Source organism: Saccharomonospora sp. (assembly GCF_027317685.1).
Taxonomy (GTDB): Bacteria; Actinomycetota; Actinomycetes; order Mycobacteriales; family Pseudonocardiaceae; genus Saccharomonospora.
Genome location: NZ_DAHVQP010000145.1, coordinates 1 through 13,192, shown reverse-complemented (window position 1 = coordinate 13,192; position 13,192 = coordinate 1). Strand labels below are relative to the sequence as shown.

At 65.6% G+C, this 13,192-nt stretch carries 8 protein-coding genes and 2 pseudogenes; 2 read left to right on the top strand and 8 right to left on the bottom strand.

Annotated elements, in window-relative coordinates:
* Positions 1 to 154: 154 nt before the first annotated feature.
* From M7H19_RS17730 to M7H19_RS17720, 3 genes are all read right to left on the bottom strand, one after another.
* The gene (locus tag M7H19_RS17730) at positions 155 to 1,528 is read right to left on the bottom strand and encodes an MATE family efflux transporter (protein WP_298182989.1); all 1,374 of its coding nucleotides are present in this window, start codon (positions 1,526 to 1,528) and stop codon (positions 155 to 157) included.
* 486 nt (positions 1,529 to 2,014) lie between these two features.
* A complete protein-coding gene (locus M7H19_RS17725; protein WP_298182986.1) occupies positions 2,015 to 3,817 on the bottom strand; it encodes an alpha/beta fold hydrolase in 1,803 nt (600 codons plus the stop codon).
* The gene (locus M7H19_RS17720; protein WP_298182981.1) at positions 3,814 to 5,904 is read right to left on the bottom strand and encodes a hypothetical protein; all 2,091 of its coding nucleotides are present in this window, start codon (positions 5,902 to 5,904) and stop codon (positions 3,814 to 3,816) included. The genes M7H19_RS17725 and M7H19_RS17720 overlap by 4 nt, the downstream gene beginning before the upstream one ends.
* 857 nt (positions 5,905 to 6,761) lie before the next feature.
* On the opposite strand from M7H19_RS17720, the gene M7H19_RS17715 reads away from it, so the two are divergent.
* The gene (locus tag M7H19_RS17715) at positions 6,762 to 7,934 is read left to right on the top strand and encodes an MFS transporter (RefSeq protein ID WP_298182978.1); all 1,173 of its coding nucleotides are present in this window, start codon (positions 6,762 to 6,764) and stop codon (positions 7,932 to 7,934) included.
* A 221-nt stretch (positions 7,935 to 8,155) separates the two neighbouring features.
* On the opposite strand, the gene M7H19_RS17710 is transcribed toward M7H19_RS17715, so the two are convergent.
* From M7H19_RS17710 to cofD, 5 genes and pseudogenes are all read right to left on the bottom strand, one after another.
* Positions 8,156 to 8,455: a hypothetical protein gene (locus M7H19_RS17710; protein WP_298182976.1), complete on the bottom strand. Its 300-nt coding sequence runs from the start codon at positions 8,453 to 8,455 to the stop codon at positions 8,156 to 8,158.
* Positions 8,456 to 8,801: 346 nt separating this feature from the next.
* A pseudogene (locus tag M7H19_RS17705) lies at positions 8,802 to 9,577 on the bottom strand (IS5 family transposase).
* 96 nt (positions 9,578 to 9,673) lie between these two features.
* Positions 9,674 to 10,219 (bottom strand): NUDIX hydrolase, encoded by a 546-nt coding sequence (locus M7H19_RS17700; RefSeq protein ID WP_298182973.1) that lies wholly within the window; start codon positions 10,217 to 10,219, stop codon positions 9,674 to 9,676.
* Complete coding sequence (locus M7H19_RS17695) at positions 10,213 to 11,559, bottom strand: coenzyme F420-0:L-glutamate ligase (RefSeq protein WP_298182970.1); 1,347 nt, start codon at positions 11,557 to 11,559, stop codon at positions 10,213 to 10,215. Before M7H19_RS17695 ends, M7H19_RS17700 begins: the two co-directional genes overlap by 7 nt.
* Entirely contained in the window at positions 11,552 to 12,547 is a 996-nt protein-coding gene (gene cofD, locus M7H19_RS17690; protein ID WP_298182967.1) for a 2-phospho-L-lactate transferase, read from the bottom strand. The genes M7H19_RS17695 and cofD overlap by 8 nt, the downstream gene beginning before the upstream one ends.
* 561 nt (positions 12,548 to 13,108) lie before the next feature.
* On the opposite strand from cofD, the pseudogene M7H19_RS17685 reads away from it, so the two are divergent.
* Positions 13,109 to 13,192 (top strand): annotated as a pseudogene (locus tag M7H19_RS17685) (ferredoxin); the annotation flags it as partial.

Here is a 13,192-nt window from a genome sequence, read left to right as displayed (position 1 = left end):
GACCCAAACGAGACACGCTGTAAGGCCGTCAACCAGCAGTTCAGAGCATCGAGGGCTAAGCACGAGTTTCCGTTCCGATATTCCTCAAGCCCCGAGTCGGGCCAGCCCAACGCCAGAATCTTGGTGTGCTCGACGATCTCGGGGCTGTATGAGGTCAGTCATCGGTGTTTTTTGTCCCGTGCTCAGCGTCCCGGACGCAGCGCCCGGCCCACACCTCTACCAGCACGCCCCGGACCACCCAGTACGCAGCCATGCCCACGAACGCCCCAACCACACCGAGGTCGAGGACCACGCTCATCACCCAGGCGATGGGCAGCTGCACGACGGTGGCGGCGATAAGATTGCTGTACATATCCCATTTGGTCTTGCCGAACGCCCTAATCACGGCCAGATTGGCCAGGGTCCAGGCGACCACCGGTACGATGAGGCCCACCACGACGAGCGCATTGGCAATTTCGGCTTGCACTTGAGCGTATCCTGTGAATACCGCGGCGATACCGTCTCGTAGCAAGATGAGCGCGGCGGCGACTACGATCGCAGGAACGAGCAGCAACACCCGGCCTGCCTGCCACGTCCCGCGTATGTCGCCAGTATTCCCGGCTCCGACTGCACGGCCAATGAGAATGCGAGTGGCCGCGCCGAATGCCGCGCCAAGCCCGTATACCAAGACTAGAACGTGGAAAGCGATGCGACCTCCGCCGAGTGAGCCCGCGCCGACAGAGCCGACGATGCCGAAGAAGACGGCCGTGCTCGCGTAGTCCACGCCCGTCGATACCATCGCGGGCACCGACAGCTTCACGACCGACGTCTCGAAGTCTGCTGGGTTCTCCGCGGCATTCCCCCGCAACTTTGTCCACAGCGCCTTCTGCCTGGCGAAGGTCAGCAGGACGGCGAGGCCGAGCAGCCATGCGATGCTGGTGGCCAGGCCATTGCCCGTAGCCCCGAGCCGAGGGAAGGGGCCCCAGCCATGGATGAGCAACCAGTCCAGCACTATGTTGGATCCAGCCACGATCAACCCGGCGATCATCGGTTGGCGGGCATGGGTGAAGGCGTTGAAGGTTGCAGTGACCGCAGTGAACGCCACGGTCAGTGGCAGCGACACAGCAACGGCGGCAAGGTAGCCGCCGCCGATGGTCGGCACCGCGTCGGCCGAGCCGGAGGTCACGACAGCGGTGAGCTCGCTACCGAATAGCAGGCAGGCAAGGAACAGGGGCGCGACGACTGCCGAAGAGAGCAGGGCAGTGGCGCGCAGGGAGCTCCGGATACCGTCGCCGTCCGCGCGTCCGGCGAAACGTGCGGCCAGAATCTGGTGCCCGACCACCGTAGCGACCGCGACTGTCGTGAAAACGTCGAAGATAGCCGACCCGCCCGCCACCGCAGCGAGGTCGTCGGCGCCATAGCGGCCCATCATTGCGGTGTCGATAACGCCATCGAGCGACGACGAAAGCACGCCGACAAGGAACGGAAGACCGAGTCCCGCAATCGCGCGATACCTGCCCGTCGGGGTCGCTTTCGCAGCGATGGTCACAGTTGTCATCCTCTCTCAGGCCGCGTTTATTGTGCGGCGGTCCGATCTTCAATGCGGCAGCATAGTCGTCGGCGACCACTGGCCGGTCCAAGATGCAGTAAGGCGATGGCAATGATGGCGAATTTCCCGCGCTCGCCGGCGTGCTCCTGGCCGGGCGCGGTCAGGAGCATTGATCAGTGACTCCAGTACGATATGCCGGTTCTCGACCGCAGCGTCCGGGTCGGCCTCGAAAAGGTCCGGAATAAACAGACGTTCGCCAAGCTCCCACGGTAGCGTCACCCCGGCGTGTATCTGCCGCCCTTTCGCGCAGGCACGGCCAGCTCTCGCCAAGTTCGTCGCCGGGCCGTACTCGGTGTGTCACCGGGATACACGTAAGAGAGGCAAAGAGCTCGCGAGCCCGCAGCTGGTGACAGAGGTCTGGGTTGCCCCGCGGCAGAGAGATCTTCGCCGTAGGCAAGGCGGTCGTAGATAGGGGCGATGACACTGTCAGGTTGCCGGGACATGTTGCTCCAGGAAGCGCTCCATCACTGAAAACAGGAGCGCCCGGTTTCGGTTCGAATGGATGTGGTGACCCTCGTCGTCGAAACGCAGGTATGTGACCGGCACTCCGAGGGCTTGGGCTTTCTCAACGAAGGTGTCAACCTCGGCGACTGGAATGCGCGGATCCCTTGCACCGTGAGCGATGAGCAGCGGCGGGCATGCTGGCGAGAGCAGGTGCATCGGCGAGCGATCGCGGAGCAGTCGCTCTGCCTCCTCCTGGGTGACGTCGCCCAAGACCTGTCTACGCAGTGTCGCCGCAATCGGGCCCCAGAACGCGGCAGGCTTGGTGGCCAGCCCGACGAGATCGCATTGCGGGCTGATTGCGACAGCGCACCGCACCAGCTCTGGTCTGCTCGTCGCAGCTAGCAGTGTGGCGTAGCCGCCGTAGGAGGCGCCGTAGAAGCACACTGCGTTCGGATCGACGAGCCCGGCGCGCACGCCATGCTCCACGCCATCGTAGATATCGACCTGCATACGGCTGCCCCACTCGCCGTGCCCAGCCAAACGGAACGCTGCGCCCCTGCCGGTCGAGCCGCGGAAGTTGAGGTGCAGCGATGCGTACCCACAAGCCGCCAGGTACTGAGCTTCGGCATAGAAGCGCCAGCGGTCCCGGCTGGCCGGACCGCCGTGCACCATCACGACCGTGCGCGTAGGTCCCGTGGTGTTCAAAGGCGCTAGGCGATAACCGTCAATGCGCCAGTGATCGCTCGTCTCGTAGCTGATCGGTTCCAAGCGGGGCAGGCGGAACGGTATGAGGTCGGGGCGATTAAGGAACAGCGGCTGGCTGGACCCGTTCGTCCTGTCATAACAGTGGTACTCCAGCGGGCCGTCGTCGTGGACGACGGCGACCAGCCACACTGTGTCGTCGGCGTTACGGTCCAAGACCACTGGCTCGCCAGGGAGCACCTTGCTCAGCTCACGGTAGGCCACGGTCATCGCATCGGTTAGCGGAACCACCTTGAGCTTGTGCCCGAAGACCGAAACCATGTCGGGGTGGCCAGTCCGCGGATCGCACCAGACCCCGGGCGGGCCGATCGGGAAGCTCGCGACATCCAGCTCCGGATGTTCGAAAAGCGTGGTCTGAGAGCCGGTGCCGGTGTCGACCGCGATGAGGCGCCGTGTGTCCGAGCCTGCGCTGTTGAGCAGGTACAGGATCCGGTCGTCGGCGCTGAACCCGATGATCGAAAGGTCGGCCAGCGCAGTAAACGAGATCTCGATCTCGGTGGTCACCTCGCCGGACACGGTGAGCACGGCCGACTCACGGCCGATCCGCAAGCCGCCGCGCGGCTGCAGGTCGCGGTCGACGAGCAGGCGATGGTAGCCGGGGTTTGGGTTGGAAAACTGCTCTGGCATCACGCGCAACTGGAACAACTCAGCCAAGCGCGCACCCGGTTCTCGGGCGCTGTACACGATCTCGCCGTCCCTGACCCAGAACTCGGCAACCGAAGCGGAACTCATGTGCACAGAGGTACCGCTGACCGCGTCGACCACCGACAGCGCCCAAGTCTCGCGGCCGATGTCAGCGTGCCGGTACACCAGGGCGCGGCCGTCACCGGTCCACCGCAGGTCACGGATGCGTCGGCCGTCGTGTACGGCGAGCCTGCGCCCGTCTGTCAGCCAGACCTCGTCGCCTTCCTCTGTAGTGCGTAGGTAGGCGACAGCGGTTCCGTCGGGTGAAAGCGCGGGGGAGGTATGGGTTTCCATCGCGGCCAACGCGGCCTTCAACGGGTCCGCAGCAAGGGCGGTCATGACTTCTCTTGCGCAGGAGGGTCGTCTGGGTACACGCCGTCTGCGCCGCGGGAGAGTCCCATGGTGAGCGTGTAAATGGGCGTAAATCGGTGCTTAGGCAGGTCGTGGAGAGCGAGGTAGTCGCTGTCCCGCTGAGCGGGGGTGACCAAGGTACTCAGGCCGTGCGCGCCGCCGAGAACGATCAGTTCCTGCGCGATCACCCCGGACCAGGTGTAGAGGCTGCGCAGCCCGGACTCGCCAATAATCGCCTGCTGAGCGCGGGGGAGGTCGGCGACCAGCCCGAGTGTCCAACCTGCAGACGACGGCGTGCGCATTCCTTGCAGGATCTGGATCATCCTGGTCCGATGGTCACCCGGGGCCACGGGGTGCAGGCGGTGCCCGGTTGGGTCATAGTGATACGCGCCCGGCTGAATACCGTCGACATCGAACACGCACACGCATATGCGCCACGCCGCCGGATTCCAGTGTGCGGCTGACCGTCGCTGCCTGCCGTCCCGAAACTCGGTGAAGCCGTGCCACAGCAGACTGGAAAGCTTTTTTGCGGGGACCGGCTTGCGTATGAAGGCGCGGCCGCTGCGCCTGGCGAGTAGCAGCGTGGAGACCGGCTGATCGCCAGGTGGAGGAGGTGTCGGGAGAGCAATGCCGGGACCCGAGAAGGTGAACGGTGGTTCAGTGACCAAACCGGGCGCCGGTGGTGTGCGCCGGGCCGCGGTGAAGAACTGGTCGGACGGGTGCCATCGCCGGCGTTGCCAGTGGCGCAGACCATCCAGCAGGCTGGCGCGGTAGGTCTCATCTTCGGTGGTCTCGGCCCGCGCTGCCATCGCCTTGCCTGCAAGGATCGTGTATGCGAGGTCGTCGGGGCGCAAGTGCGCTGTCGCACCGAGGATGGTGTCAGCGATCTCGGCCATGTTGCCGTGCGCGCGGATACGCGTACCGACGGGCCAATGCAGGCGTTCGACGGCGTTCTGCGGCGTCGAAGTCTCCGATCGGAGTGGGGGACGTGGTGCTGTCGCGGGTGGTACTTCGTAGATGCCCAGGCTGGATATATAGCCCTCGGTTATGCCGTCGAGACCTAGAATTTCCTCAATTGTTTGGCTGTGTCCGCCGTCGCTCGCGACGGCGGACAGGCCGAGAGCCTCAGCGACCAACCTACCCGTACCGATGAGGTGGCCAGCGTCCATGTGCACCGTGCGGAATGTCCTCGGCTCGCGATAGCGATACATGTTGCGTTCGAAAACGCTGGTGACAGCGATGACCGCGGCCGGATCGGCAGGCAGGTCGGGGAAAAGTTGTCCGATGTCGCCCGTATCTTTGAGGAAGCGGAGGCCGAACGGCTTCAGGGTCACGTGGTACCAGCCTGGCGACATGCCTGGGATGGACCGGATGAAAACGTAACCCTCAGACGGGTGTCTGCCGCCGCCAGAGGGCGATGTGCGACGAAGGAGCGGCGATGAGGCCGTCCCGGGTACGCGCTCTCCGGTGACGCCGAACGTTAGCGAGAGAACGGTCTCCAGATCGCTGGCTGTGATTCCTCCGGGTGACGCGGGAGCTTCCGTCCAGAGCTCGGCAGCGGATCGGATGGACATCGACGCGGTCGGTGTTGGCAGGGGAAATTCGGGGCGGTTCAGATAGTCGAGTTTGTACCGATTGTCGTCCGGTTCCTCGGCTTGATAACCCAGCATCCGCGACCGGTCGATGCCCCTCCCAGAGGCCTTAGAGTAGTCGACACACGGGTAGTCGAAGGTGAGGGCGTGGTACTCGACAGCTTCTCGCCACCCTGCTGCACCCCACGAGGCCTCGGTGTCGAGCAGCCACTGGTGATTATCGTCGATCTCGCTGACAAGTAAACCTCGTGCGAGTAGGTCGGACACAGTGTTCTCCCACCCTGCGCCCGAGCCCTTGACCACGGTCAACCGCTTGACCAGCGCGTCCCGGTCATCGGGTGCTATGGCTGCGACCATAGCTGCCGCGACCGACCTGCTGACGGTAAACCGCCGCTTCCTTAACAGGTCCTCGGCGATCCACCGATCACCAGTGACGTCCGACGGCGGCAAAATCCGCACACCGGGGCACAGCTGTACGAGCAACGTATTCACCTCGCTGGTTGGTGCGGGTGGCGGCGCGAAAGCGCCGCCACCCCTCTCTCAGTTCCGGTCGGTCTGCAGGAGCATGGCCTCGTACTCGGTCGTCTCCTCGACCTCGGGCACCTCAACCGTTTCCTCCACTTACTTCACCCCCTCTCAGGCATTCGCAGGATTCCCCGGGTCCGTTTGAATCCGGGGAAGTATTGCGGCGAACCTGCCTTACAGACCGTTGACATTTAGGCCAGTCTGCGTATGGCAATGAAAGACTAAACGCTCAGTCGCGCTGATACAAATGCGGCAATCAAGGAAGAAACAATTGAATTGCCAATGAAGGAAGCTGGCAGGCTAATACTCCCCCAAGTTTATCTGTCTTTACCCAAACCCCGCAGCATACTCGCATGCAAATTATCGACGGAGCATGGAGACACGCCAGATTTAGTGCTTAGATCATACCCCCAGTGCCTCCAGCTTTAATGGCATTAACGCTCAATGACATTAACGAAGATAGCCACGGTTGATCATGTACGCGACGTCCGATCGAGTTAACCTCTCACTGGACAGTGTCCACCCGGCAGCAGTGAACGCTCGGTGCTTTAACCTGAGAGGATTAACATAACCTCTGTTCTGAAAAAAGGGGCCATGGCGCAGCCGACCCCAGGACCTCGCTGCACATGCACCAACACACCCCCTGAACCTAGTGATCACCCGATCACCCACAGTCCCGCCAAACGAGTGGCCCAACCAGGGAGCGTCCCCTGCGCCGGCAAGGTCACCACTCCAACACTGCGGAGCCCCATCCCCGACGTCCACACCCGACCGCATGAATATCGATGATGGGGAACTACTGTCACCGTCAGGACGTGCCCACGATCGATACCGGCTCCGCTGAGTCCCAGCCCTCCCTGCTCCGGTACCGGCCGTACTGGCGGTGGTCGGTCACTGCCCAGTTCGGTCGTCTCCCCGCCACCATGGCTCCGCTGGCGTTCACCCTGTTGGCCGCGGCGATCACCGGCTCCTACCGGATGGGCGCGATGATGATGGTGGCGTTTGTCCTCGGTGAACTCGTCACCGCGGTTCCCGTGGGGCGCCTGCTGGACCGGGTGGGGCCCGCCCGAGGGGCCCGGCTGCTTCTGTGCATCTCTGCGGTCACCACCATGGCCGTCGCCGCCGTCGCCATGTCCGGCGCACCACCGTGGGCATTGCTCACGGTGACTGGTGTGTGCGGTGCTGTAGCGGGCGGCATCTCTGGCGGGTTGCGCACCGTGCTCGCCGGACTGATCCCTGCAGGTCTGTTGGTGCGGGCGATCAGCGTGGACGCGATCCTCATGGAGATAGCGATCATCACCGGCCCTGCGATAGCGGTGGCACTGGGCACGTGGGGGTCGGTGGCACCGGTGATCGGTATGGCCGCCGCGTTCGCCCTCAGCGCTCTGCTCTTGCCAGCGGGGAAGCTGACGGCGGATGCCGGATCGGACGGATCGGCAGCCGCGGGCCCGATCCCCTGGCTGGGCGCGGTGACCTGGTGGGCTTGCCTGTTCGTCATCGGCCATCTGCTTTCCACGCTGGAAGTGGGTGCGCTGCCGCTGGCCGAGCGGGCTGGTGCCCCTCAGAGCGCGGCGGCACTGCTCATCACCGTGTTATCTGCGGCCAGCATCGCCGGCAGCGTCCTGTTCGCCTGGCGCGGCCGACCCGCGACAAGCGTTGCCGTGGCGCTCCTCTGCGGTCTTGCTGTGGGCGGTGGCGTGCTCGCGTTCGGCTCCAGCTGGGCACTGCTCATTGGTGGGCTCGTCCTGGTCGGGTTGTGTACCGGCCCACTGCTCAGCGTCAGTTCCCTCAGGCTGCAGCACGTCCTGCCCGAATCACGCCGGTCCGAGGGCTTCTCGATCGCCTACGTCGTCCAATCAGTCGGGTTCGCGTCCGGCTCATTCAGTGTGGGGGTGCTCAACCTGGCAACAGCGATCGCACTCGGCGCAGGCAGCGCAATCACCGCAGCGATATTCATGCTGTTCAGCGGCCGCCAGTCCGCAACGTGACGGCCAGGAAGCTCGAATGAGCCATGCCCCCGAAAACTAAGACAGCCCTCCGGGAACACCTCGACCTGGGATCGAACGTCAATTGTTCTCGGTACGGCGTCGGCCAGGCCGTACTTGGCGATCACCTCGACGGTGGGCCGCTTCTCGATCAGCACCGTGCGAAGCCGTTGCGCCGCGGTGACCAGCACGTACGCGGCTAAGAGTTGTTTTTTCGGCGCCTGCTACGTAGAGGCCGTGATCCGCTCCAGCGAGGTGCGAGAGACCAGCACGAGCTCGCCTTGGCAACTCGGGCAGCTGTAGCCGGGCAGAACCGCACGCACTCCCGCAGCGGCCGCGACGTAGGTGCGGCGGTCCCAGGCCGAGGAATCAATAGCGCTGTTCTTCTCTGCCCACACAGGCCGACCGGTTTCGCTGTCGAAACCGTCGACCCGCCAGTACCGACGGCCGAGCTCGACCAGTTCGCTGTCGACGTTCTCCAACGGCGTCACCACGGGCATCAAGCCACCGGACTCGTCTGTCACACCCACCCCAGGCCAGGCTCAAATCGGCATTGGTCTCCGGAGACGTCGGATTCATGATCGCGTGTGTTACTGATCTTTACAGGACCAGTCCTTGGCGGTGGCCGCCGCGGGCAGCGAGCGCCGGGCGGAACGTGTCGCCGGAGCGCCAGCCGCAGGCCAGGCTGGTACTCCGGCAGTGCAGCACCGGACACGACAGCCAGAAACGAGCTACGGTCAGTGTCCAGCCCGCGCGGTCTCTACCGCGTATTCACAGCAGGCCTTGGGCGGGCTCGCTGGTGGCAGCGAGCAGGATGGGGACTCGGCTGTGGCGGTGCATCCAGTCGGCTAGGGCGTGACTGGTGGATGGTCATGTGCGGAGCCAGATGAGGATGCTGGCCAGGGTCAGGCTGGCCTGGAAGTAGCGGGCTTTCTTGTGGAAGCGGGTGGCGATGCCACGCCACTGTTTGAGTCGGTTGATGCTGCGTTCGACGACGTTGCGCTGTCGGTAGGCAGTGGGATCGAATGCGGGTGGGCGTCCACCGCGTGATCCGCGTCGGTGGCGGTGTCCGGCCTGGTCAGCCGGTTCTGGGATGGTCACGGTGATGCTCCGGCGCCGGAGGTGGGCTCGGATCGCTCGCGAGGAGTAGGCCTTGTCGGCGATGACTCGCACCGGTTTGGTGCGGGGACGTCCATGCCTGGTGCGAGGGACCCGCACCTTTTCCAGCAGTGGTAGGCACTGTGGTGCATCACCGGCCTGGCCTGGGGTGAGAAGCAGACTGAGTGGTCGGCCGCGTCCGTCGACAGCGAGGTGAATCTTGGTGCTCAGGCCTCCTCGGGAGCGGCCGAGGGCTTGCGGCTGCCCCCTTTTGCCCCGGCGGCGTGCTGATGGGCGCGCACGATGGTGGAATCCACGCTGACCGTCCAGTCCAGCTCACCGGCAGCGTCGGCTTCCGCCTGTAACGCGGTCAGGATGCGCTCCCAGGTGCCGTCCTCGGCCCAGCGGTAGAAGCGGTGCTGCACCGTCTGCCACGGACCGAACCGTTCCGGCAAATCCCGCCACGGACAACCGGTGCGATCCTTGAAGATCATGCCCTCCACCACCTGCCGATGATCCCGCCACCGGCCACCCCGCTGGGGCTTCACCTGCGGCAACAGCGGCTCCAACCGCGTCCACTCCTGGTCCGACAACTCACCAAACGACACACTCAACCAACGACCACAAGATCCACCAGTCACGCCCTAGGGCTTGGTTTCCAGGGCCGCGGCGATGAGTTCTGTGAGGTCCTCGGTGCCGGGCGGCAGCTCCCGTACCGGCCACCAACGCAGGTCCTCGGACTCGTCGCTGGCCACCGGTTGAGCACCCTCCGGTGCCCTGGCCACGAACCGCACGTCGAAGTGCCGTGTCGGAACGCCCAACGAGCACGTCACCGGGTGCACGTCGAGGTGCAGCGGTTCGGGATCGAGGGCGAGCCCGCTGATGCCGGACTCCTCCGTGGCCTCCCGCAGCGCCGCTTCCGCCAGCGAGGAGTCCTCCGGTTCACAGTGCCCGCCGAGCTGGAGCCAGCGACCGACGCGCGGATGCAGGGTCAGCAGCACCTGCTCACCCGAGGCGTCCAACACCACCGTGGAGGCGGTGAGGTGCCCGGCCACGCACGACCGCTCGCACGCGTCCTCGCGCGCGGCGAGGAAGCCGAGGTAGCTCTGCCGCAACGCTTCCTGCGCGGGATCGTCGGGCTTCCACGCTTGCAGGGTCGCGGTCGCCTCGGCGTGCAGGGGGCTCACCATTCCACCAGTCCTTCGTCCGGTTCGCGGGGCTGTCGGGGGGACAGCGGGGTAACGGGGTGTCCGATCGCCACCGCGCCCAGTGGGTGCCAGTTCTCGTCGAGGTCGAGGGTCTGTCGCACGACGTCGGGCGCGAAGATGGTGGAGCCGATCCAGCACGAGCCGAGCCCTTCGGCCGCCAGGGCCACCAGCAGTGCCTGCACGGCCGCGCCGCCCGCGACGGTGAACATGGTGCGTTCACAGGCGTTGCGTCGGTCGTCGCGGTAGGTGTGCGCGCCGTCCGGCACGAGGAACGGCACCACGACCTCGGGCGCGTTGTACAGGATGTCGCCGCGCCGCAGCCGTTTGGTGATCTGTTCCTCGGTGAAGCCGTCGCTTTCCAGGTCGGCGCGCCACAACTCGCGCATGGCGTCGAGCAGTTTCTCGCGTTGTGCCCGGGTGCGCAGCCAGCCGAACCGGATGGGTCTGGTGTGGTGGGGTGCGGGGGCGGTGAGCGCGGCGCCCACGGCACGGCGCAGGGCGTCCGGGTCCACGGGGTCGTCGGTGAATTCCCGCACCGATTGGCGGGTGAGGACGGCTTCTCGTCGTCCTTGGGCGATGGCTTCGGCGGTGCCGAGGCGGAACAGGTCTTCCGCGGCCGGGCGTATGAGGTCGCGTGCGGTCGCCGCGCCGGGTACGTCGTCGCCGATGCGCAGTCCCCGCACCACCGCGACGGGTACGCCTGTCAGCTTGCCTTTGACCAGGTCGGCGGCGCCGGCGAGCTCGTCGGCCACCGCGATCTCGGTGACGGCGAGTTCGTTGCCCTGGACGTCGTGTTCTCCCGCGTACGACCGCAGTACGCGGAGTCCGGACGAGCCGATGGCGGCGTCGGTCTGTCCGACGCGCCAGGCGCGGCCCATCGTGTCGGTGATGACGACGGCGACTTCGACGCCGAGGCGTTCCCGTAGGCCATTGCGTAGGGCCAGTGCGGACGCGTCGGGGTCGGCGGGCAGCAGCGCGACCTCACTTTTGTCTACATTGGAAGCGTCGACGCCGGAGGCGGCCTGCACCACGCCGAGGTTGTTCTCGGTGATCATCGTGCGGCCGATGCGTGCCAGTACTCGCACGGCTTCCTGTTCGACCAACTGTCTGCGGGCCTTGTCCCGGGCGTCCGGGTCGGACGGGACCCGCACGAGCCTGCCCTCGACCTTTGACACGGCCTTGCTGGTGACCACCACGACGTCCCCGGAGCGAAGCCAGGGGGCCTGACGGGCGATGGCTCCGGTCAGGTCGTCGCCGGGGCGGAACTCGGGCAGTCCTTCGACGGGCAGTATCTCGATCCTCGACGCCGCGTGTTCACTCATCGTCCACTCCGGTCAGTTCCAGGGCGGCTCGCACCATGGCCGCCGTCGCTTCCACGTCGGACATGATCAGCGGCACCGCGCGTACGGCCACTCCCGGTACGTCCGCGGACTCTCCCTCGTGTATGAGCCATCCGTCGAGCAGCCCGTCCTCCGAGGTCTGTCGCGAGCCGTAGTGCCTGCCCACGGCTTCGGCCGAAGTCTCGACGCCGATGGCGTTCAGGCAGGCGTCGGCCATGCCCCGCAGTGGTTTGTCGCCGATGATGGGGGACACGCCGACGACGCCCGCTTTCGTGCGTCGCAGTGCTTCACGCACTCCGGGTACCGACAGCACTGTTCCCACCGACACCACGGGGTTCGAAGGGGCGAACAGTACGGCGTCGGCTTCCTCGATGGCCGACAGCACGCCGGGCGCGGGCTGGGCTTCCTCCGCGCCGACGGGCACGATCGCGTGCGCGGGAAGTTTCGCTCGATGGCGCACCCACCATTCCTGGAAGTGCAGGGCCTTGCGTTGGCCCGGTTCGTCGGGGTCGTCGACCACGACGTGGGTCTCCACCCGGTCATCGCTCATGGGCAGCAGGCGCACGCCGGGCCGCCAGCGGTCGCACAGCGCCTCGGTGACGGCCGACAACGGGTATCCCGCCCTGATCATGCGGGTGCGGATGAGGTGCGTGGCGATGTCCTTGTCGCCCAGCGAGAACCACGTGGGTTCGGCTCCGTAGGCCTCCAGTTCCGAGTGCACGGTCCACGTCTCGTCGGCGTGGCCCCAGCCGCGTTCGGGGTCCACTCCGCCACCGAGCGTGTACATGCAGGTGTCGAGGTCGGGGCAGATGCGCAGTCCGTGCAGCCACACGTCGTCGCCGGTGTTGACGAGCGCGGTGATCTCGTGCGGGGACTCGCCCTCACCGACGGGCGGTAAACCGAGAGCGGCCTTGACACCGAGTAGGAATCGAGCTCCGCCTACTCCGCCGACAACGACGACAACCTTCACTGTGTTGGCCTCTTCTTCAGGTCCGTACGGTCCGGGTCCGGTGTTCGATCCTCGCACGGAACCCCACGGGAGCGACGGTGGTGTTCGACGCGCTCGAACGCTGCGTGAGAGTGCGGGGCCTGTACGGGCGCCGGTCTTCGAAGTCGCTGTGCGACCGACATCGGTGAGGTAGTGGGCGGATTCACACGCCCCTTGTGGGGTAGCCGGAAGCGATGTGGGTGAAAGCGTCGGACCGTGTTGGCACGGTTGTGCGTCCGGTGAAGCCCTTTTGTCCGGAAGGCGGGTCGCCGATCGGTTGCGGCCGTCGTCGAGCAGTGCGTTCCTCGCTTTGCGCCGACCGGGGAATCGATACGGACGTGCTCCGCTGTGAGGGTGTCGTTCACAATGTAGTTGCAGCCAGCGGAACCGCCCGTTCGAGCAGTGGCCCGTCGTGGGCCTGTCGTGCGGGTGTTCACTCCATGACACATTGATGTCCCCTCAGGGGCGTCGGCATAGGATGCGGAAGCGAGACAGCGAAGTGTCCGGCAAGGGCCAGACCCGAAAACCAAGCAGGAGAACGCAGTGACCTACGTGATCGCCGAGCCCTGCGTCGACGTGCTCGACAAGTCATGCATCGACGAGTGCCCCGTCGACTGCATCTACGAG

Excerpts from the sequence above, each read along its gene's own strand:
- M7H19_RS17725 (WP_298182986.1), bottom strand. The coding sequence starts at position 3,817 with ATGACCGCCCTTGCTGCGGACCCGTTGAAGGCCGCGTTGGCCGCGATG.
- M7H19_RS17700 (WP_298182973.1), bottom strand. The coding sequence starts at position 10,219 with ATGGTGAGCCCCCTGCACGCCGAGGCGACCGCGACCCTGCAAGCGTGG.
- M7H19_RS17695 (WP_298182970.1), bottom strand. The coding sequence starts at position 11,559 with ATGAGTGAACACGCGGCGTCGAGGATCGAGATACTGCCCGTCGAAGGA.